This is a genomic window from Aquimarina sp. U1-2 (genome assembly GCF_017897595.1).
In the GTDB taxonomy this organism is placed as follows: domain Bacteria; phylum Bacteroidota; class Bacteroidia; order Flavobacteriales; family Flavobacteriaceae; genus Aquimarina.
The window spans coordinates 110,339-134,007 of record NZ_JAGKIK010000003.1 but is presented as its reverse complement, the minus strand read 5'-3'; the positions used below and the strand labels follow the sequence as shown (position 1 = coordinate 134,007).

The following is a 23,669-nucleotide window of genomic DNA, read 5'->3' as shown; positions in this document are numbered from 1 at the left end:
AAATTTTGGGGTTAGTTTATCAATTAATACTCATAATTGATACTTCATCTATGCGTAATTTAGACCTTTTTATATTCTGAAACGTTTAATTGTTACAATATAGTACACTATTGATACACATGTGGAGGTTAGGTGAAAAGTTTGTTTTTAATATTGCGTGGCTAGCATTAATCATTTTGTTAATTAACAAAACTTAACGTTAAAATTTTACACTCTAAACCGATGAAAACAACAATTAAAAACGCAATACGAATAAAGCGTATTGTTTTTACAGACTTCAGAAAATCGATGATACTCATTTTGATCTTTTTTCTCTCATTGCAGATCAAAGCCGAGACCATTTATGTAAGCCCCAACGGAAACGATAATAACGACGGTAATTCACCAAATACGGCAATTAGAACGTTAACCAGGGCCAAAGAGCTATGTGAAAATTCGAGAGACAATTCTTTTACTATCCTTTTAGAAGGAGGGGTGACCCACGATGAGTTTGAAACCGATTTTGTAAAGATTTACAATGACTCAGACCCCGAGCAGTTTGCCTTTGTTTGGGATATTGATAAAGAGCTTACCATAAGTACTTATGGGTCTACTAGATTTGCAAGACTAGATGGGGCACAATACGATTATAGCGATGGAGAGCCTACTGTTGCCATTTGTATTATCGAACCAAGTTCAAAAAAAGTGGTGATCGAAAACCTCTTTATCGAAAATTTTCAAGAAGGAACCATTCGTACCCACGATACCGAAAATGTGACCATCAGAAACATTGATGTAAACAATATTGGTACTCGTTTTCATCCGGATCCAAACAATTCTGCAGATCCGGGAGCCGATGGTTATCCTTATGTAGCAGGTGTGATTTATCCAAAAAACTCTAACAATGTGTTGATAGAAAATATTGTTATGACGAATTGCCATAACATATTTGTAGATTCTGATGGACTTCATGGTTTTTATGCAACGCGCCTTAGCAATTCAACGATCAGAAATGTATACATGAGAAACGTAAGTGGTTCTCCTATTAAAACAGCACGTAGAGCTGCCAACAATATCACGTTTAGCGAGTTTAAATGTTACTGGACGGGAACAACAAACACACACGGATCTGATGAACTGGTACAACCCGGTTTTTACAGACTAAGTAGTAAAAGTGGTGACGGTTGTCCTACCAATAACGTTATTGAAAATAGTACATTTTGGTATCCATACTGTTGGTCTGAATACGAAGATTGTGGAAAAGCAGATGGGCAGATATGCTCTGTAACCAGCCCTTCAGAATGTGGTGGTCGTGGCTATGAAGTTTGTGATGGAAGACGACCAGAGGTAGTAGCGTGGAATAACGTAGATCTACGTACCTATTATACTACAGACGAAACAGGCGTTCCTCCGATCCCTAATATGAGCGGGTGGAGAGCCCCTGTAGCTTCTGATGACCGACCAACAGATCTTATCGCCAAAACATCTGTAAATGCTCCTAAAAGTAGCATTGACCTAAATTGGACAGATAACGATGATGATGAAAATGGTTTTGAGATCGAAAGAAGTACCGGAAATGGTTTTTCATTAGTGGCAACAGTAGGGGCTAATGTGGTATCGTATACCGATAAACAACTAGATTCTATAACCACATACACCTACAGGGTTAGAGGAATTGAAACAGAAGGTACTACAGGATACTCCAATGAGGCTTCTGCATCAACTACAGGAGTTACTGTAAATGATCTACCTTGGGTAGAAGATTTTACGTTGACCAATGGTACAATTAAGGATTCTGGAGCCACATCCTGGGAAACCGAATACTCTGGATCGGGTGAATTTTCTGTTCAATCCAATCGATTCTCAGTAAGCAATACAGATGATGAGGCCATTTGGACTTCAGAAAACATCAATATTCAGGGAAGTGCAGTAGAAATTTCATTGGATGTTGAAGGTACAGGAGGTCTTGATAGTAGTGGTGATGGAAAGGACTGGTTGCGCATTTATTATAGTATAGACGGAAGTCCTGAGCGTATTATAAAAGATTTTGTTGGATTACTTTCGCCACAAACCGTAACCGCATCTAATATTGCAGGAAACTCATTAACTATCATTATCAAAGCTAATAATACAGCTGCTGCAGAGAACTATTATGTAGATAACATCAGTGTGACTGCTACAGGTAATGGGTCTACAGGACAGGATAGCGCCTCATTTGAAGCAGAAAATGGCGTTATAGCATCACCAATGCAAATAATCAGCGATAGCAACGCTTCTAATGGTCAATATGTTACTGTGAGAACAGGCAATAATGCTTATGATCAGGCTCCGGTCGATGGTAAAGTGACCTTTATAGCAAACCTTAATAAGGGGTCGTACAAATTATGGGGTAAAGTTCGTACCCCTTCAGAAACAGATGATTCGTTTTGGGTGCAGATCGATAATGGTGCTGTCTACAGATGGAATAAAATATCAGGCGGTGTAAACGATTTTGTGTGGACTCTGGTTCATGATACTGATAATAATAACACTCAAGTTACCTGGGATCTTGAATCAGGAGAGCATATTATCTCTTTCTATTATCGTGAGGATGGAACCCAACTAGATCAGATATACATTACTAATCTAGATGATACACCTGGTGATAATTTACAATCATTCACCAGAAGACTTGATGTAAGTACATTTAATGCAAAGATAACCGCATACCCTAACCCGTCTAAAGATGGAAATGTGCAAATAGGGTTTTTAGGTTTGAAAAATATTACTGTATCGGCTTATAATTTATCTGGATTGCTCGTAAGATCAAAAACAAATTTGGATGATAAGACTTCATTAAATTTACCCAAAGGTATATACATCTTAAAAATTCAAAATGAACGAATTACACAAACAAAACAGTTAGTGGTTCAATAAAGACCATCATGGTATTAAAAATTAGGAGTTGTCTATGATACAGACAGCTCCTAATTTAATTATTAGCTAGATTGATTCGGATTTCATTGAGTCCTGTTGTCTTAAAATTGATTGTAAATAAGAGTGATACTTTTATCAAGCTATTACTAATATAGCATTGGTTTTTATATATATACTTCTATTTCAAACAAATAATGAGCAGTATGGTTAGATACTTCAATCTCTCCTGCTACTTAAATTGATACCCTAATAATTATAGTATTGTAAGGGTTTTATTTTTCTGATTAATTTTTAAATTATAGCTAATAATATTCATGTTGTTTTGTGTTGATTTAGCCATAGTAAAGCTTCGGAATCTTATATAAGTTTTACGCTTTCATTAAAGCAGAAAGAACATATTCTTTGATAATTTTCTCTGTTTGTTTTGCTGCTCCCTTTTTATTATAATTTTCAGTAGTTACTACGATAACTAAGTTTAATTCGGGTATAATACTAATGTATTGCCCTCCATTACCCCTGGCTTCTATAGCTGCTATTGGCTTTTGATTTATTGTATACGTTTCATGCCACCATAAATATCCGTAGGTGTTTTTTTTAGATGTATTTTCTAATTTGGTGTGTTTTTTAAAAGAGTTTTTTACCCATTGTTCAGAAATAATACGTTTGCCACCCCAGGTTCCTTTATTTAAATATAACTGACCAAATTTCAACATGTCTCTAGGAGTCATATAAAGTCCTCCGGCAAAATAGGGATTCCCTTTATCATCTGTATTCAACATATAATTTGTAATCCCTAGAGGAGCAAAAAGTTTTTTCTGGATATAAAACTCTAGAGGATAAGATAAACGCTCGCTTAAGTTCACACTTAACAAGAAGGGGTCTGCAGACATATAATTAGTACGTGTTCCGGCTGCATATTTAAGTTTGGGTTCTAACACTTTTTTGAGCCAATCATCTGATTCTTGATAGTCATTTTCAAAAACGCCTATACCAGAGCTCATCGTTAAAAGATCTTCAATAGTAATAGTTGATTTTTGATCATCTATGGTATATTGATATGATGAAGGCATGTAATCATAAATTTTTTCGTGAATATTTGTAATCACACCCTCATCAATGGCAATACCAATTATTGCAGATCCAATACTTTTTCCTGCTGAACGGAGATCATTAGTCGTCATTGCATTGGTACCATTAAAGTAATTTTCGTACTGTATGTTACCGTTTTGAGCTACTAAAACACTTTCTATACCTTTAAGTGCATTTTTATTAATATCACGCTCTAGGCTTGATAACGTTAGTGGGTTACTAGCATACTCCCACCCATCACTTATGGGTCGGTGTTGTTGGTTTTCTTGTGCGGTATTTTTTTGTTCTACTTTGTTAAAAATTATAGTACCAAAATCAAGTGAACCTGAGCTTACTTTAAATTCAAATTTAGAAGTAATCAACTTACCATTAAAGACCAGGCCAGTTTTATAGTCTTCAAAAGTAATCGCATCACCTTCAAGTTTTAAGTCTTTAACCCAATAAGACCCCAAAAGAGGATAGGCTTTAAAGCCGTCATCAGATTCATTTACTGCTTTAATAGATAAATACAAGGATTTGGGTTGTAGATGAAAATGATTTGTAACCAGATTCCAACTTCCGTTGTAGAAGGCCCCTTCCTTCTTGAGTATGATCGGATAAAAATAAAGTCCGAATTTTACAAAACCTTGAATTTCTGAATCAGAAGTAACAATACCCTCAAACAATAGTTTGTCGTTGAGTTGGATATTAATGGTATCCTGCCATTTAAACTTTTGGTTAAATAGCTCTTTTTTATGTAATAGTTTTAGTCGACCAGTCTCGTCATCCAATTGGGAAATAGCAACATTTATTTTAAATAGCTCTTCGTATTGTGCTTTTCCTTTCCATAGTCCAATATAGTCTTCAATTTTTAGCGTTTTCTGTGCGTAACTTGTAAAAATGAATATAAAAAATAAGCCTAGTACGGTAAAAAGATATTTTTGCTGCAGAGTCATAGTTTTGTTTGATTAATTTTAGGTTATCATGAACGTGTACGCTCACCAATAATTTTGAGTAAAGAAACTTGTTTTATAGTATTGATAATTCAGATTTCTATTAAAAAGTGTCCTAAGCTATAAATTGAGACTATTTTTTATAATGCGAAAAAATATAAACTCTATTTTAGTAGCTCCAAGCATAACAAAATTTTACCCGTTTTATGCTTAAGAACTTCGTCATGAAGCGTGAATAGGTTAAACCGGGTTTAATCTAGAATTCTAAACCTAGGGCGAATGCATATATCATTATATGAGTTTTTTCTTATAATAATTGTAGGTCAATGTATCTTTCTGATTTTTGCAATACAGTATATCCCAAAAAAGAATACAGGAACAAACAGGATCATACAATATTTACTGGCGATTTATAGCTTCTATTTATTAGAAAGAATTATTGGTTCTGAGATAGAAAATTATATTTTTAATAAATATGGCTATCTAACTAATGTTTTTTATCTTCTTATAGGACCTTTCGTATACACGTATATGAAACGATTATTGTTTTATGAAAACGATACATATCATTTGAAATACTATCATTATATACTAGTGATTCTTTATTTAATATATGGTGTTTTTCACATGTATATATACGATTCTATAGAAAACGTAAGTAATTACCAAACCAATGTATTTTTAACCGTTGAAATTTTATTTTTTATTTCTATAACTGCATATCTTTTTAAATCCTATAGACTTTTTAGGTATTATAAAAAGAATGAAACCCAAGAATTATCTTTTAATTCAAATAGCATAAAGTATATACAGGTAACACTCTTTTGCCTGTCTATGTATATGCTTTTTTGGTTACTTGGTATTTTTGAAGTGTTTGATATTATTAGATGGATTGAAAGACCGCTAATTTATGATATTTGCTGTTTGATTTTTGGTATTCAGATTTATATAGTAAGTTTTTATAATCTAAAATACCCTGAAATATTTAAAATACCTTATTTTTCAACTACTAAAAATGTGCTCAAAAAAAAGAATAAACTTGACGAAGAAGAAATACATAAGATTAAAAATCTACTTTATAGCTTCTTCGAAGAAGATAAAGGATATCGACGTGCAGATTTAAGTTTATCGATTTTAGCCGATACCATCAACACCTCGACGAATAAACTTTCTTGGGTGCTTAATAATAGTTACAAAAAAACATTTTACGAATTAGTAAATGAATACCGTATTGCCGATTTTTCACGAAAGATCAAAGACAATAAACACATAGAATTCACTGTGATTTCGTTAGCTTATGATGTTGGATTTAATTCTAAATCTACATTTTACAAAGCTTTTAAAGAGATTGCCAAAATGACTCCTACTGAATACATTAAACATGTTGAAAATTCTCTATAGTAAGCCATATTTTTAGTATTGCAATAAGCCTATTTTTAAAATTGGTTTAAATTTCTTTGTCTAAATCAAAAAAGTTTAAATTATTTTACGAATATCTGTAATTTAACCTAAACGGTTTGCGTCAAGCTGAACTCGTTTCAGCTTCTCATCTCAATGTACTGAAAATAAACTTCATGAGATCCTGAAATGAATTCAGGATGACTTCTCAGTTAAATTTTAGGTATAATAACGGATAATCAAAAATTATTTTAATCAAATACAACAAATTTTAACATTCAAACAAGAAATTTTACAACTATGCAAAACAAGAAGTTTTTATCAAAATCGGCACGAGAAATAGCCAAAAACCTTGAAAATCAGGATCGTAGTACGTTACTAACATTTCTTGAAGATGCAACAAAACCTGTGGCTCAAGATGTATTTTTTGAGCTGTCTACCTACGTTATCATTGATGTTTTTACCGTGATGAATGATGCACTTTTTGTAAAAATCTTTACGAAGGTCGATACCCATAAAGCTGCTAGAGTCCTCTCAAGATTGGATCAACATGATGTTTATAAAAAGTTAGAGTTACTTCCTAAGATTACTTCCCGAGAGATAAAAGACTTTTTAAACTATGAAGAGAATACTGCTGGTTTTCTAATGGAAACTGTTTTGTTTAGCTGTTCAAAAGAGGATACAGTAGATACAGTGCTTACCAAACTACGTGAATTAGGGGATAGAAGAATTATAACGATATATGTTGTCGATAACGAACAAAAACTTATCGGTAGGATTCCAGTTAATTATATTGCTATTGCCCAACCAGAACAGCAACTAGACGAGCTTATGTACAAAGCTTATAGTGTAACGGCAATGGCAACAAGAGAAGAAGTATTAGAAGTTATAGAAGCCCATTCGCTTTTACAAATTCCTGTAGTAGATATCAACAATTATTTATTAGGAATTATAAGAAACGATATGGTACTTTCGGCATCTCGTCAGGAAATAAGTGGTGATTTGCAGACTATGTTTGGGGCAAGTAAAGAAGAGCACGCCCTATCTAAGTCATCTTTTGCAGTGCGTAAACGTTTGCCTTGGCTTCAGATTAATCTTATTACAGCCTTTTTAGCCTCGATGGTGGTGGGGGTATTTGAAGATACGATTGCCAAAATTACTATTTTAGCGATATTCCTTCCTGTAGTTGCAGGACAATCGGGTAATACGGGTTCACAAGCCTTGGCTGTGACAATTCGAGGCTTAGCATTAAAAGAAATTAGAATAGGTCAATGGTTACGCGTTGCAAAAAAAGAACTTATTGTTGGCTTCGTAAATGGGGTAGCCGTTGCTATTACGACCGGAATTGTTGTCTTTTTTTGGGCAAACTCCTTGGGTATTGCTGTGGTAATCGGGATTTCAATGATAATTTCTATGGTTATTGCAGGATTTTCTGGGGCCATTATCCCAATAGGTTTAAAAGCTATTGGTCAAGATCCGGCAACATCTTCTTCTATCCTATTAACAACGGTAACTGATATTTGTGGATTTTTAAGCTTTCTCGGTTTGGCTTCAGCCCTATCTTCAGTATTAGGAATCAATTAGTAGCTATCAAATTTTAAGCGTTATTTAAACCCGTTTTATGCATTAGAAAATCTGCTACGGCCTGAAACTGCTTCAAAATCAAGTATTACGTTATATTTTAAAGTTTCACTATAACAGTGCTATGCTAAAACTTAGAAAACGTTTGTTTTCATTGTATTTTCAAACATCATAATGATATCCTAATACATAGACCCGGTTAAAAACCAGGTCTATGTAATGCCGTAGAGAATTCCTGCCTACTCCAAATACATAGTAAGGGCGGGTTCACAGTTTAAATTTCAGTAAATCGAAATACTATAAGATTCCTTCAATAAAACGTAAACTGAAGATTAAGTTTGTTGCAAAGTAATTTCTACGTCTTTTTTTATCCCCAATGCGTCATCAAATTATTTTTATTTGATTTTAAATTTGCAATGCTTATTTAGATTAAATAAAAATAAATATGTTCCTAGACACAAAAACCAACTTAATCTTTGATCAAAAAATTGATCAATTTTTTGATGCTCAATCTAAAGATGTATACGAAGAGAGCGTTCAAAAAACAATACACTATTTATTATCTTTTCTAGATCGCGATTATTTCTGTAGCGGTGATACAGCTAGTGACTTTATATCAAAAAAGAACTTGTTGATCCCGGATCTTAATCAGCAATTATCTCTCGATCAAGCTTTAGCACAAATTAAAGCGTTGTACCTTGATCATACCGTTGCATTTCATCATCCTACTTATGTGGCTCATCTCAATTGTCCGGTTTTGATACCGGCAATTGTTGGTGATCTTATGGCAACATCTGTCAATACTGCTGTAGAGACATGGGATCAAAGTACTTCGGCTACATTGATCGAGCAAGAAATGATTCGTTGGATTTGTTCAGAAATGGAATTACCCGAGACCTCTGATGGTATTTTCACAAGCGGGGGTACACAGTCTAACTTTATGGCATTATGTCTGGCCAGAGATGCTTATGCGTACAAACATTTTGGACTTAATCTAAAAAAGCATGGTTGGTCTGATGTCGTATCCAAATTTAGATTCTTTTGCTCAGACAAGTCACATTTCAGTATCAAGAAAAATGCTGCTTTACTTGGGTTAGGGTACGATTCAGTTATTACTGTAGCCACTGATAATGCTATGAAGATGAAACCTGATGCCCTAGTACAGGCGGTAGAAAAAGAAAAGCAACTAGGAAATATCCCAATTGCTGTAATTGCCACCGCCGGAACAACAGACTATGGCAGCTTCGACCCCTTGCAAACCATTGCCAAAATTACTAAAGAATACGATATCTGGTTTCATATTGATGGCGCCTACGGGGGTTGCTATAAACTAACCGAAACACACCGTCATTTGCTCGAAGGAACAGCGATGGCAGATTCGATAACGATAGATTTTCATAAATCTATGTTTCAACCTGTTTGTTCTAGTGCCTTTTTGGTAAGGGATACCAAATATTTTAAATACATATCGTATTACGCAGATTACTTAAATCCTTTAGATCATAGAAATGATGAATGTCCGGATCTGGTCGAAAAATCGTTACAAACCACTCGAAGATTTGATGCCTTAAAAGTTTGGTTTACATTAAAAACTGTAGGAACAAAAACTATAGCTTCATTTCTAGAAAAAGTACATTATTTGGCGTTAGATCTTTATCATAGCCTTAAAGAAGATCCTAATTTTGAAATTGTTCATAAACCAGAGCTAAGTACATTGGTATTTCGATATGTTAAGCCTGGTACCAAAGATGACGGGTGTTATGATGCTATTAATCTATATATAAAGAAAACACTTTTTCAATCAGGTCAAGCGTCTGTAGCAAGCACAAAATTAAATACTAAAGTGTACCTGAAATTTACATTACTTAATCCCAAAAGTACTATTGATGACGTATTACATATCATTAAAATGATCAAGGATACAGGGCAAAATTACAAAGTAACTTATGAGTAAAAAGATGCAAACACAAAACGAATCGCTACTTGATTTTATTGCGATAGGAGTAGGACCTATGAATTTGGGATTAGCTTGTTTGACTGATCCTATTGAAGAACTGAATGGTATTTTCTTAGACAAAAGAGAGAGATTTGATTGGCATCCGGGCATGTTGCTTCAGGATACCACACTTCAAATTCCATTTATAGCTGATTTGGTAACCTTGGCAGATCCTACCAGTCCTTTTAGTTTCCTAAATTATTGTAAAGAGCAGGGTAGGATATATTCATTCTATATTCGAGAGAATTTTTTAATACTCAGAAACGAATACAATCAATATTGCCAATGGGCTGTTGAGAAATTGTCTACCATCTATTTTAATACTGAAGTAGTTAATACACAGTACAATGAAGCCGAAAAATACTACAAGGTTTTTTCAATCTGTACCAAAACAGGGGAAAGTAAAATATACAGATCCAGAAAGTTAGTATTGGGTACAGGAACGCGACCTTATATTCCCAGATGTTGTCAAAAGGTAAAAGATAAAATGATACACTCTTCGTCTTATCTTTCGAAAAAATCAGATATTCAAGATCGGCAGTCTATAACTATCGTTGGAAGCGGTCAAAGTGCCGCAGAAATCTTTTATGATCTTTTACAGGATATCGACTCCAAAGGGTACCAATTGAATTGGATCACCAGGTCGCCGAGGTTTTTTCCTTTAGAATATTCTAAATTAACTTTAGAAATGACCTCACCAGAGTATGTCGATTATTTCTATAATTTACCCACCCATAAAAGAGATGACCTACTTAAAAACCAGAAGCACCTTTACAAAGGCATTAACCAGGATCTTATTGCGAGCATTTATGATTTGATATACACCAAGCGATTATCGCATGATGTGAAAATCAATCTTAGAACCAATTCTGAATTACAAAAAGTCTCTTATGATCCTACGATAGATCAATTTTTTCTAGCACTACATCAGCAAGAGCAAGATAGGCATTATCAGCACCAAACAGAATGTCTACTATTGGCTACAGGATATAGCTATCAACAACCTAAATTTATAGATGATATTAAAGATCGTATTGGTTGGGATGAGCAAGGCCGGTATCGTGCTCATCGAAATTATGCCATAGATCTCCATGGGGAAGATATTTTTGTGCAAAATGCAGAATTACATACTCATGGATTTGTAACCCCCGATCTTGGAATGGCGTGCTACCGTAATTCGTACATTATTAAAGAACTTACAGGAACGAATCACTATCCTATTGAAAAACGAATTGCATTTCAACAATTTGATGTTACCCAAGAAGAAGAAATAGAAGTGCAAGCCCCTACGCTATGAAACAAAAATTAATCATCATGACCTTGGTCGCTGTAGTGAGCGATTATCTGTTGCATCCTTTCTATCCGCAGTTTTTTGAAGCACGTTTTGGCGTTGTTGATCCAAAATGGGTTGGGTATTATTTTGCAGCTATTTGTTTTATGGTGATGATTGCTTTTCCGTTTTGGGCTTATGTTTCAAAAAAAGTAGCCGAACTTAATATTTTGGTGTACACACAATGTATAGCTGGGCTATTGGCGTTATACTGTTATTGGACTACCTCGTACTTTAACTTTTGGATTGTATCACTAGTTATGATCTTATTTAAAGGAAGTTATTTACTCGTATACCCTTATGTTCTTAAAATAATTACCAAAAAAGAGCATCCCGATACTATCGGTTTATTATCTGTGGTCGTTCATCTGGGTGGTATACTCGGTGCTGTTATTGGTGGATTAACGGTCGATCTTATCGATGCTAATTATATTTTTTTGATCATGGCGTTGGGTGATTTTATCCAAATGGGCATGAGTTTGTATTTGTTGAAGAGTAGTAAATATGCTACTTCAAGAATAGTATCTTCTTCTCCAATAAAAAAAGAATCACGAGAAATAGTACCCAAAGGGTACATTTTAAAGATAGGATTAATTACCATGATTTTATATTTCAGTGATTTTTTAATAAGACCTTTTTTTGCCAGTTATTGGGAAAGTCTTTCAGGATACGATTCAAAAGTTATTTCAGGCAGTATATATGCAATACCTGGACTTGTAGCGTTGATTGCTTTGTATATCAATTCGAAACGAAAACATACTGAGGAAGGATTATATAGTGCAGTTGGTATATTACTTCTAGGCAGCATAGGGTTACTGCTGCAGGGGGTTCCTGTAGAGGTTCTGGTCATCATCGGAAGGATTATTTATGGGTGGTCTATTTTTCAGGGAGTTGTCAAATTTGATGTATTGTTATTTCGCTTTAGCACTCCACAATCCTACGCGACAGATTACAGTAAGGTACATTTCTTTCAGAATTTAGGAGTTTTATTATCCTCATTTAGTGTGGGATTATTAGTAGAGCATCACGGACTTAAAATTCCATTTCTAGTCGCATTCGTAGGCTTTATCATTACGTTATTATTGTATTATTTCATCTTTGAAAGTACGGTTAAAATTAACGCTCGTAAAACCACTAAAATAGTATCCAGTTCGAATGAATAAAATAGAAAAATATAGAGAGCATTACCAACAGCATTACGTTGCATCGTACCCAGATTTTGGTACTATAACCATACGACCATTTCGATTGTCTGAAGATTGCGAAATATTGCACCGATGGGTTAATATGGATTATGCAGTTTTTTGGGGGATGCAAGGATATTCGCTGCATCAGGTACAACAAGAATATACGCAATTATTAGACCCCGATCATTATGATGTTTTTGTAGGAATGGTCGAAGAGCGCCCTGTCTTTGTTCTGGAGCGCTATGATCCCAGGCAAGATGCTATAGGAAATTATTATGATACTCAAGAGGGAGATTGCGGTATTCATGTTATAGTGGCTCCGCCAGAAATTAAGATTCCAGATTTTACGTGGTATATGTTTACTGCGATCATGGAGTTTGTGTTTCAGAATCCTGATGTAAAACGAATATTGATAGAACCCGATATACGAAATAAAAAAATGTTTGCGCTGTGTGAGCGAATAGGATTTCGGTTAGCTACTATTGTCGAATTACCTCATAAAACCGCTCAATTAGCTTTTTTGGAGCTATCGCAGTATCAACACATCAGATCCATGTCAACTATTATGAAAAGAAGCGCTATGAATACCCTGGACCATACGGTTTCGCCTCAGCAATCGGTGATGCATTTGCAACCAGAAGTATGGGCAAATGTGAATACACAACTCATTGCAAAAGCTATTTGCGAGTTTAGTCATGAATTACTTATTACACCTGTATGGGTAGAAAAGCTGGATAACCATTGGAACCGGTATTCTTTGCAAACTGATACTCCTGCAATTACATACTATTTTAATGCAAGACCTTTGGCATTAAATCATTTGTGCATAGATAGCATGTCTATTCAAAAAGATCAAAAAAATGGACAAGGTACATTAGATGCTGTGTTGTTTATCAAAGAATTTAGAAAACAATTAGGCATAAGTGATGCTATAATGCCGGCATATTTAGAAGAAATTATTAGTACGCTACAGGGTAGTGCCTTTAAATTTATGAAAGGCAATCCATCTGCCGCTGCATTGGTTGATGCTGATTTTCAAACCATAGAACAAGCAATGACTGAAGGTCATCCCGGTTTTGTCGCTAATAATGGTCGTATTGGTTTCGATAGTAGTGATTATCGTGCCTACGCTCCAGAAGCAGGAAATTCATTTTCTCTACTTTGGCTCGCAGGACATAAAAGCAGAACCACCTATGCTGCTATTAAAAAATTACCTTATAACACATTAATACAACAAGAAATAGATGCCGAAACGATTGCCACCTTTATCGAGCGTATTCGCGAACAAGGTTGCGATCCAGACGATTATTTCTTTATACCTATGCATCCCTGGCAATGGTTTAATAAATTGGCGCATGTTTTTTCGCCCGAAATTGCTACCAAAAAACTAATTTGTCTGGGATATAGTCCTGACCGGTATTATGCACAACAATCCATACGAACGTTATTTAATAGCACCCATCCCGAAAAGTTTTACACCAAAACTGCACTTTCTATTTTAAATATGGGTTTTATGAGAGGTTTGCCCTCCTATTATTTGGGGACCGCTCCTAAAATGGCAATTTGGTTAGAACAATTACTATATGCCGATCCTTACATCCAGGAGACAGGGTTTAGAATGCTGGGTGAAATTGCTTCGGTGAGTTATGAGAATCCTTATTTTGAAGAATTTGGCCCTCATAATGATTACAATAAAATGCTGGCCTCTCTATGGCGAGAAAGTCCAATGCGTGCTATTACCGAAAAGCAAAAGCCGATAACCATGGCTGCATTTTTACACGTAGATGAAAATGGCGAAGCACTACTTCCAAAAATTATTCAAAAATCAGGATTGTCTATTGGGCAATGGCTTCAGCAGTATTTAAAAGCTTATTTAAGTCCGCTATTGCATTGTTTTTATCATTTTGATCTGGTATTTATGCCCCATGGAGAAAATAGTATCGTGGTTCTTGAAGATCATATTCCCAAGCATATTTTCTTAAAAGACATTACAGAAGAAGCTTGTATACTTCATCCAGATGTTGAACTTCCAGAGGATTTAAAACGTATGTATGCGGCCGTACCCGAAGATGTTAAATTACTGTCTATATTCACCGATATTTTTGATGGCTTTTTCAGGTTTATGTCTTCTATTTTGGTAGTGCATGCTAATAGTAATGAAGAACTTTTTTGGAGAACGGTGGCGCAAAATATTATTGAATATCAGGTAAGGCACCCCGAAAAGGAAGCAAAATTTAAGCAATATGACCTTTTTTCTCCAGAGTTTAAATTATCGTGTTTAAATCGTCTTCAGCTTCATAATAACAAACAAATGATTGATCTGGATAATCCAGTTGCTTTGCTGCAGTTTGCTGGCACATTAGAAAACCCTATTGCGGCGTATAAAAATGAGTATGCTACCACAATTTCTTAAAGAAAGCAAGAAGATGAACAATAACACCACACTTTCTAATTTTGAGTTTTCAAAAGTCGTTAAGGATTTTGGTCAAATTAAGCTACGTCATTTTGATATGGATAGTGATATTCAAGTTATCTATCCCTGGGTAACAAAGCCTTATGCTAAATATTGGGGAATGACATCAATGTCTTTAGAAGAAATACGCTCAGAATACATAGCACTTGTTTCGAAGGGAGGGTATGATGTTTTTATGGGATATTATAAAGATCAGCCCGTATTTTTGATGGAAAAGTACAAGGTATCAAAGGATCGAATAGCACAATACTACAACGCACAAGATACCGATTATGGGATGCATGTGCTTATCGCCCCCCTAGAGCAAAGGATCCCTAATTTTACGTGGCATATATTTAGCTCCATAGTAGATTATTTTTTTGAACAGCCCGATGTTAAACGAATAGTTGTAGAACCCGATGTTCGAAATGAAAAAATTCATAAACTTAACAAAAAAGCGGGATTTGTTTATCAAAAGGAAATCAACTTACCAGAAAAAAGAGCCGCTTTAGCATTTTGCGAATATGAAGATTATCAACAGGCAAAAGCGTCTTTAGCCTCAACATCAAAAACTATAACCGACGATCGTATGAACAATGTCCAGATTCAGTCTACCATAGACCATCTTAAAGCGGTATCCTGGAAAAAAGCAAATATTGCCTTAGTAAGAAAGGCGATTAGTGAATTTTCGCACGAATTAGTGTTACGACCCCAAATGATCGAAGAAAGGTCAGCAGGCAATCATTATTTATTAATTTCAGATATCCCAGGAATATCTTACGAATTTGTAGCGCAAAAAAAAGCATTAGACCATTGGGATATCATTGAGAGCACGCTAATCAAGAAAAAAAACGGGAATACAGTCGCAGTAGATATGCTTCAATTTATCGTAGAGTTTAACGATACGCTTAAGATTCCTGAAGTATTATTGCCTACATATCTAGAAGAAATATCCAGTACGCTATCTAGTGCAGCCTATAAGATTACCAATCAAGAGTATGCTTCTCACAAACTGGCTACTTGTTCTTTTCAAATCATAGAGCATGCCATGACTGAAGGACATCCATGTTTTGTGGCCAATAACGGTCGAATTGGATTCGACAGCGAGGATTATATCAAATATGCCCCAGAAACGAATCGTCCCTTTAGGATCTATTGGTTAGCTGGGCATACAAATAAAACGAACTACACGGCTACCAAAAAATACACGTATAAATCTTTGATAAAAAAGGAGCTGGGTATTACTACTGTGGCCAGGTTTCATACCAAACTCGAATCTATGGGGTTAGATATAGAATCCTATATTTTTATACCTGTTCATCCCTGGCAATGGCACAACAAAATAACACAGGTTTTTGCTGCTGATATCGCAAATGATACGCTTGTTTTTTTAGGAGAAAGTGATGATTATTACTTGGCGCAACAATCTATACGTACTCTGTATAATACATCGTATCCAGAGAAAATGTATACCAAAACTGCCTTGTCTATACTCAATATGGGGTTTATGAGAGGGCTTTCTCCCTATTATATGCAAAGTACCCCGCACATTACCGAATGGATTACTGAGTTACTAGAAAAGGATAGTTACCTCAAGAAAACTGGTTTTACCATGTTGGGTGAGGTGGCTACAGTAGGATTTCAAAATACATATTACGAAGTATTAGGCAAAACGAATGCACATAACAAAATGTTATCTGCATTATGGCGAGAAAGTGCGCTCACCAAAATCAAAGCCGGACAGCAATTGATGACTATGGCTGCGTTTCTTCATATAGATAGCGATAACAATTCATTAGTTGCCGAAATTATCAAGTTATCTCCTCATGATACTTGTACTTGGATTAGAAGGTATCTGCGGGCATATCTTTCTCCATTAGTACACTGTTTTTATGCATATGAGTTGGTTTTTATGCCACATGGTGAAAATATCATTATGGTGCTAGACAATCATACTCCGATCAAAATACTCATGAAGGATATTACCGAAGAGGTTATCGTTTTTGATACATCCATAAAAATGCCGAAAGAAGTAGCGCGTTTACGCACTCAAACTTCAGATAAAATGAAAGTATTATCCCTATTTACTGATGTGTTTGATTGTTTTTTTCGATTCCTGTCTACTATCATTGAAAATCATTTGGGATATCCAGAAGACTGGTTTTGGGAATTAGTGGCAGAATGCGTACACCAGTACCAATTAGAGCATCCCGAATACCAATCAAAATTTGAAAAGTATGATCTTTTTGTGGCTGAATTCGATCGTTGTTGTTTAAACCGCCTTCAACTTCAAAATACGCGACAAATGCTCAATCTTGCTGATCCAATAGATAGTTTGATTCTCGACGGAACTTTACAAAATCCTATTGCAAAATTTAAACAGAAATTTCAGCAATTAGAAGCAATAGAACATCAAAATAACTTAAAATGAATGCATCGACAATTAAAAAACAACATACAGTATCTGCACCCAGTCGTGTAAAAGCTTTACATCCGGTGAGTACATGGATACGAGCGCGCAAAACTACATATGCCTATTCTTTTCTAGATAAAGACATTCCTAAATCTACTATCGAAGAAATTGTGACTAATGGATTATGGGCCCCTACGCATAAAATGACACAGCCCTGGCGATTCGAAGTGTTACAAGGGGATCATAAAAATGCATTAGGTGAGTATATGTTGGCGTATTATAAAGAGAAACTTACGGCAGCGCAATTTCCTGAATCGAGACATGCAGAGACTGCTACATATGCCAAGAATGCCACGCTTATCGCAATTGTTTTTCAACGTAGTCAAAGGATACAAATACCTGAATGGGAAGAAATAGCCGCTATCTCGTGCGCCGTTCAAAACATGTGGCTCAGCACATCGGCTATGAACTTAGCAGGTTATTGGGATACTGCCGGCGCTACAATAGCCTATTGTGAGGAGCATCTGGCATTGCGACCACATGAAAAGAGTTTGGGAATTTTCTATGTAGGATATCCTGTCGAGACTCAAGAACTTCCTAAAAGAAAAAGAAAATCAATTGATAAAAAACTAATATGGAACTTCAAGAAATAAAACAAAGTAAAGTAGCTAAGCCTAACAGGATTTTGGCTATAGATTTGGCTAGAGGCATAAGTGTGCTCATGGTCATTTTGGTGCACACACTATGGATTTATGGCAATATAACCACTCAAGCAGAAACTTGGTTAGGAGAGGCTATTCACTTTATAGGAAAAGGAACTCCGATGTTTTTAATTGCTATGGGTGTATCTTTTACGCTATCTCGTAATCAAAGTATCAAACTATCTATAAAAAGAGCATTTTATATTCTAATCCTAGGGTATTTGATGAATTTTTTAAAGTTTGTACTTCCTGTACTGGTGGGTATAATACCAGATAATTTTATTGAAGCCTATGGGTGGACAGCTCCTGCAACGATCGATAATATGCTATATATGTTAAAAACAGGGGATATCTTACAATTAGCCGGAGTTTCGCTTTTATTTATGGGTATAATTAATCGTTTTTCGACAAATAAATATATTCCTTTGGTCATTGCTATGTGCATAGCAATGCTTACCAAAGCGGTTCATGGTTTTCAAGTAGGGGTGATAGGTATTGATTATTTGTTAGACCTTCTTTGGGGATCTGGCTGGAACGTTTATTTCGCGGTATTTCCCTGGTTTTCATTTATCCTTATCGGAATGTTTTTCGGAATGTGGTATAAAGAAAATCTCAATAATACCAGAGATATGTTTGAAAAAATGGGAGTAGCAGGTATCGCGTTAATGGTTATTGGTGGTGGATTATGCTATTCTAATTTTGAATATCATTTCGGAGATTATTTTCATCTGGGTCCCGGGGGTAGCTTGTACCTCGCAGGCTTTAATTTGGTGCTACTTTGGTTAGCAGATGTTTTGGTAACCAAAGTGAAAGAAAATAGAGTCTTTACATTTTTCTACTATTGCAGTAAAAGGGTTACCACTATTTATATTATCCAATGGGTATTGATTTGTTGGGGAATGGGGATATTAGGATATCAACAGTTTGGAGTAGTGGGTGTACTTTTATTAATCCCGCTATTTACCTTGTTAACATTAGGTGTTCAACGCTTACTTTTGGATCGTGTGATGTTTAAAAAAGGATCTCAAAAGCACATCTTTTCTGGCAAAAAGCAAATAGTCATTTCTAAAACCTGATAAGATGAGACAGTTTAATTATATTTCTATGTCATATATTCAGGAAGAAGAATTGCTGCTTTGGAAAATCAAGGATACGGGTATGCCTAATTTTTGTTTGCAAGGACTTTTAGAGTTTCAGGAATTTTGTGACTGGGTCAAAACCTATTTTTCCCATCCAGATAGGCCTTTAAAATTTATTGTCTCTGGATCAGAACATCAGGGTATTTATAACATGGGAGGTGATTTGTCTTTCTTTCTTCATTGTATACGATCAAAAGATATTGAACAGTTAATTACTTATGCAAACTTATGTATAGATGCCATTTATGCCATCCATTCTTCTTTTGATTTGCCTGTAATCACTATAGCTTTAGTAGAAGGAAATGCTTATGGCGGTGGTTTTGAATGTGCGTTGGCTCACGATTATATCCTTGCAGCAGAGGATGTGCAGTTTTGCTTACCTGAAAATAAATTCAATTTATTTCCAGGTATGGGAGCACACAGCTTACTGACTCGCAAAGTAAGTCCTTCAGAAGTAAATAAGTTAATTAGAAGCGATACCATGTACAGCGCAAAAAATTTGGAAACTATAGGGCTTGTAGAAAAAATTATTGAACCCAAGATGGCTATGCAGTCATTATATCAGTACATAGCTAAGATAAAAGAACGATTTAACTTCGAACTTCATCATATACAATGTAAAAAAATGGTTAATGCTATATCCAAAGAAGAATTACTGGCAATTACAAATCTTTGGGTTGAGGCGTGCATGAAAGTAGCATCATTTGATTTGCGAAGAATGGAGATTTTGGCAAAAGCTCAATCTCGTATTGCGAGGGTAGCTATTTAAATTGATACTATGCTTCGCTGCCAGTTCTATATTTTTTTGGTGTTACCCCTTCAATTTTTTTAAAAGCTGCTGTAAAATGAGTAGAGTTTTTATAGCCTACAAGTTCAGAAATTTCATAAATAGGTTTTTTACTATGATTAAGAAGTTGTTTTGCTTTGTTCATACGAGTTTGGGTGGCAAATTCGAAAATAGTTTTATCAAAAATCCGTTTGAATTCTTTTTTTAATACGAAATCATTTAACCCAACTTCTCTGGCAAGCTGTTGAATAGAGTATTGAATGGTAAGGTCTGAGGTGATCAAATGTTGCACTTGATATAGTTTTTTGACGAGCTTATCTGTTTGATGGGATGCAATGGGTTTTGATATAGGAGATTTTTCTAACTGGATGGCAATCAATTCGAGCGTTTTAGATTCTAAAAATAGTCGTTTTAACAGCCCTTTTTTAGAGTCTGATAAAATTTCAGAAAGTATATTCAGGGTTTTAGAGCACATTGGTTGTGCAAATTGATGCCTTAGTTTTGAAATAGTATAACGATTCAAAATATCATATTCTTCATCAAGATGGTGTTTCTGAATAAATTCGGCACTCATTCTAATTTTTATTTCTTTTAATCGTTTGTGTTCATGATAGGCAATAGAGCCTTGAATATTAGAAAAATAGGCCAAATAGCATTCTTGACTTTCATAAATATAGTCATGGGTAGTACCTTTGATTTTTATAATTTGTTCTCCTTCAATAAGAAATGATAACTCCAAAAAATCTTTGGGGATTTGGCCGGATAGATGAATATCTTTTGTAAGAATTACATCAAAGATGCCAACATATAAGCCCTCAAAATGATGAAGCCGAAAATAACCCTTACCAAATTCATCTAGAAATTTAAACTTTTTTGAAGTGATGCCACATTGTTCTTGTATGCTAAGTAATTGGATTATTGATTGTAAGGAACTTTGTTGTGTAGGTTTTTTAACTTCAGTTTTAAGCGACGTTCTTTTACGTCTTTTTTTATCCATAATGCGTCATTTATCTTTTTTTATACGTACTATTTTTGCATTTTATATTTATTTAGACTTATTATAAATAACAAATATAGTAAAACGATATTTTAAAAAACAAATGCTTATTTAAAAGTAGGTGAGAACGAATATATGTCAGAATATTCGATATACTTCATACTTAATAATAACAGTAAAACATGCAAGTAAAATGAAAAAAGTGAATAGGTTATTGCTCATAACTTTTCTATGTATCGCTCATACGGTGATTGCACAATCTGGAAGTATCAAAGGGAAAGTGATGTCATCATCAGGAAAAATTTTGGATAACGTAAATATTGCAGTAGGTACTACAAATTTGGGTACAAAAACAAAAACCGATGGAACTTTCGAAATTACAAATATTCCTTCGGGATCTTACACATTAGAAACGAGCTATATAGGATATACTTCTCAGCGAACTTCGATTAAAATAATTGATAATCAAGAAATTAAAATTCCCACCATCATTTTGGAGCCTTCGATACAGGCCTTAGATGAAATTACATTAAAAGGAGATAAAGCCAATACATTTTTAAGAAAAAAAAGTGCAACAGTAGCCAAACTTCCATTGGCAAATATTGAAAACACTCAAGTGTATAATACAGTAAGCGCAGAATTGATAAAGGATCAAGTAGTCACATACTTTGATGATGCCTTAAATAATGTAGTAGGATTAGATAGATTATGGGAATCTACTGGTAGAGGAAATGATGGAGCAGGTTATTTTGCGCTTCGAGGCTTTGAAGCACAGCCTAATTTTTCAAACGGTTTACCAGCTTTAAATTTTGGTAGTCCAGATCCAATAAATATTGAAAAAATTGAAGTAATCAAAGGGCCCTCAGGTACATTATTTGGAGGTCCACTCACCAATTATGGAGGGATGATCAATGTAACGACCAAAAAACCATATTCAGGATTTGGAGGGGAGGTGTCTTATACTACCGGAACATATGGTTTAAATCGAGTTACTGCAGACGTTAATACCAACCTTGATAGCGAAGGAAAATATTTACTACGGGTTACTAGTGCTTATGAATACAGTGGAAGCTGGCAAGATGCAGGCTTTAGTAAGTCATTCTTCATCGCACCCACATTATCTTATCAGGCCAATGATAGATTGTCATTTCTAGTAGTTGCAGAGTTTAGAGATGCAGAACAAACCAATCAACCGTTTTTGTTTTTGAATCGCTCGGCACCCTCGGCTGTATTGAATGCTGATGAAGTAGGGATTGATCGAGATCGTTCATTTACTAGCAATGATCTTACACTAGAGAATCCGACATTTAACTTACAGGCCCAGGTAAATTATCAAATTTCTGACCAATGGAGTTCGCAAACAGCTGTCTCGCGCAGTTTTGCCGAGTCTAGTGGGTATTATTCATTTTTATTCGATGCCGACGGTCAATTTAATTTCCAGCAGTTTATAAAACGTGAAAATTTTAAAACAGAAACTACTAATATTCAGCAAAATTTTAAAGGAGACTTCACTTTAGGTACTCTTAGAAATAGAGTTTTAGTAGGTGTAGATTATTACAACAGAACTATTACTGATAATAGTGATAACAGTATCGTTTTTTCTGGAAGTTTGGGTACGTTTAGACCTGATGGGACAGCGCTGGGTAGATTTGCAGGTGATGGTACTTTTCTTGGTCCTAATGTACCCTTAAATAGAACATCTGTAGACGCAGCCATTACCCAGATTATTACTACTATTTTGGCAGCAGATCCTACTGCAGTGCCTGTAAATAATAATAAAACCAGAGAACATATCTATGGTTTTTACGTTTCAGATCAAGTAGATTTTTTACCACAAAATACCAAACAACAGATTTCTGTAATAGCTGGGGTACGAGTTGATGTTTTTGACAATGAAGGGGATGTTTTTAATGACGAAGACGACTTTGATCAAACGGCCATATCGCCAAAGTTCGGACTTGTATTTCAACCTATAAAAGATCAGCTTTCTATTTTTGGAAATTATCAAAACAGTTTTAGAAATATCGCACCAGAAGTTTCACCAACAGGAGAAGTAATTAATTTTGATCCAGAACAGGGCAATCAATTGGAGTTTGGTATAAAAACAAATGTATTTAATGATAGATTATCTATAGTAGCGAGTTATTATGATATTAAAGTTGAAGACCGTGTATTTTCTAATATTCTTTTAGATAATACAGGAAGTCCTATAGGCGCCTTATCGGTTCAGGGTGGAGAAGTAGAAAGTAGAGGTTTTGAAATTGAAGTCATTGCAAATCCCGTTCCCGGTTTACATATTATTGCCGGATATAGTCATAATGATAGTGAGATCTTGGTGTCTACCAATAATCCAGGACCTTTCGATGAGGTCGGAAGAAGACCAGATACTGCCGGTCCAGAAGACTTAGCTAATTTATGGGCAAGTTATACGTTCCAGGAGTCTTCTATGCTGAAAGGATTTGGAGTTGGTGCAGGATTTAATTATGCAGGAGATCGTAAAACATTAGACAGTTCAATTACAAATACATTTATTATACCTAGTTATACAGTAGTTAATACATCTTTATTTTACCAAAATCAAGACTATCGCATAGCGTTGAAGTTAAATAATGCTTTTGATGAAGAATATTTTAGAGGATGGTCGACCCTAAACGCGCAGCAACCCAGAAGTTTGCTTGCAAGTGTGTCTTACAGGTTTTGATTCGTCTATTAGCACTCTAAAGGGTACAATAGTCATGAGTTTGCCCCTGGTCGGTTGACTTTAAGAAATCT

Annotated in this window: 14 protein-coding genes; 12 read left to right on the top strand and 2 right to left on the bottom strand. The window is 35.1% G+C overall.

Annotated features, from left to right (window positions below; genetic code table 11):
* Positions 1-222 precede the first annotated feature (222 nt).
* Complete coding sequence (locus tag J8281_RS05550) at positions 223-2,895, top strand: T9SS type A sorting domain-containing protein (RefSeq protein ID WP_210196614.1); 2,673 nt, start codon at positions 223-225, stop codon at positions 2,893-2,895.
* 368 nt (positions 2,896-3,263) lie between these two features.
* Here the strand turns inward: J8281_RS05550 and J8281_RS05545 are convergent, their stop codons facing one another.
* Complete coding sequence (locus J8281_RS05545; RefSeq protein ID WP_210196613.1) at positions 3,264-4,919, bottom strand: serine hydrolase; 1,656 nt, start codon at positions 4,917-4,919, stop codon at positions 3,264-3,266.
* Positions 4,920-5,195: 276 nt separating this feature from the next.
* On the opposite strand from J8281_RS05545, the gene J8281_RS05540 reads away from it, so the two are divergent.
* The 10 genes from J8281_RS05540 to J8281_RS05495 all read left to right on the top strand — a co-directional run bounded on the left by J8281_RS05540 (position 5,196) and on the right by J8281_RS05495 (position 19,882).
* On the top strand, positions 5,196-6,317 hold the full coding sequence (locus J8281_RS05540; RefSeq protein ID WP_210196612.1) for an AraC family transcriptional regulator: 1,122 nt from the start codon (positions 5,196-5,198) through the stop codon (positions 6,315-6,317).
* A gap of 297 nt (positions 6,318-6,614) precedes the next feature.
* A complete protein-coding gene (mgtE, locus tag J8281_RS05535) occupies positions 6,615-7,898 on the top strand; it encodes a magnesium transporter (protein WP_210196611.1) in 1,284 nt (427 codons plus the stop codon).
* 442 nt (positions 7,899-8,340) lie between these two features.
* The gene (locus J8281_RS05530; protein WP_210196610.1) at positions 8,341-9,849 is read left to right on the top strand and encodes an aspartate aminotransferase family protein; all 1,509 of its coding nucleotides are present in this window, start codon (positions 8,341-8,343) and stop codon (positions 9,847-9,849) included.
* Positions 9,850-9,853: 4 nt separating this feature from the next.
* Positions 9,854-11,188, top strand: a complete 1,335-nt coding sequence (locus J8281_RS05525; protein ID WP_210196609.1) for a lysine N(6)-hydroxylase/L-ornithine N(5)-oxygenase family protein — start codon at positions 9,854-9,856, stop codon at positions 11,186-11,188.
* Complete coding sequence (locus J8281_RS05520) at positions 11,185-12,384, top strand: MFS transporter (RefSeq protein WP_246848985.1); 1,200 nt, start codon at positions 11,185-11,187, stop codon at positions 12,382-12,384. The genes J8281_RS05525 and J8281_RS05520 overlap by 4 nt, the downstream gene beginning before the upstream one ends.
* Positions 12,377-14,821 (top strand): GNAT family N-acetyltransferase, encoded by a 2,445-nt coding sequence (locus J8281_RS05515; protein WP_210196608.1) that lies wholly within the window; start codon positions 12,377-12,379, stop codon positions 14,819-14,821. The genes J8281_RS05520 and J8281_RS05515 overlap by 8 nt, the downstream gene beginning before the upstream one ends.
* 13 nt (positions 14,822-14,834) lie before the next feature.
* Positions 14,835-17,291 carry a GNAT family N-acetyltransferase gene (locus J8281_RS05510; protein ID WP_210196607.1) on the top strand — a complete coding sequence of 819 codons (2,457 nt, stop codon included), beginning with the start codon at positions 14,835-14,837 and terminating at the stop codon, positions 17,289-17,291.
* Positions 17,288-17,926, top strand: a complete 639-nt coding sequence (locus tag J8281_RS05505; RefSeq protein WP_210196606.1) for a nitroreductase — start codon at positions 17,288-17,290, stop codon at positions 17,924-17,926. Before J8281_RS05510 ends, J8281_RS05505 begins: the two co-directional genes overlap by 4 nt.
* Positions 17,908-19,050 carry a heparan-alpha-glucosaminide N-acetyltransferase domain-containing protein gene (locus J8281_RS05500; protein ID WP_210196605.1) on the top strand — a complete coding sequence of 381 codons (1,143 nt, stop codon included), beginning with the start codon at positions 17,908-17,910 and terminating at the stop codon, positions 19,048-19,050. The genes J8281_RS05505 and J8281_RS05500 overlap by 19 nt, the downstream gene beginning before the upstream one ends.
* Before the next feature lie 4 nt (positions 19,051-19,054).
* The gene (locus J8281_RS05495) at positions 19,055-19,882 is read left to right on the top strand and encodes a crotonase/enoyl-CoA hydratase family protein (protein ID WP_210196604.1); all 828 of its coding nucleotides are present in this window, start codon (positions 19,055-19,057) and stop codon (positions 19,880-19,882) included.
* Positions 19,883-19,889: 7 nt separating this feature from the next.
* Here the strand turns inward: J8281_RS05495 and J8281_RS05490 are convergent, their stop codons facing one another.
* Complete coding sequence (locus J8281_RS05490; protein ID WP_210196603.1) at positions 19,890-20,897, bottom strand: AraC family transcriptional regulator; 1,008 nt, start codon at positions 20,895-20,897, stop codon at positions 19,890-19,892.
* A gap of 193 nt (positions 20,898-21,090) precedes the next feature.
* Here J8281_RS05490 and J8281_RS05485 point away from each other — a divergent pair, with 193 nt between their 5' ends.
* Positions 21,091-23,598: a TonB-dependent receptor gene (locus J8281_RS05485; RefSeq protein ID WP_210196602.1), complete on the top strand. Its 2,508-nt coding sequence runs from the start codon at positions 21,091-21,093 to the stop codon at positions 23,596-23,598.
* Positions 23,599-23,669 lie beyond the last annotated feature (71 nt).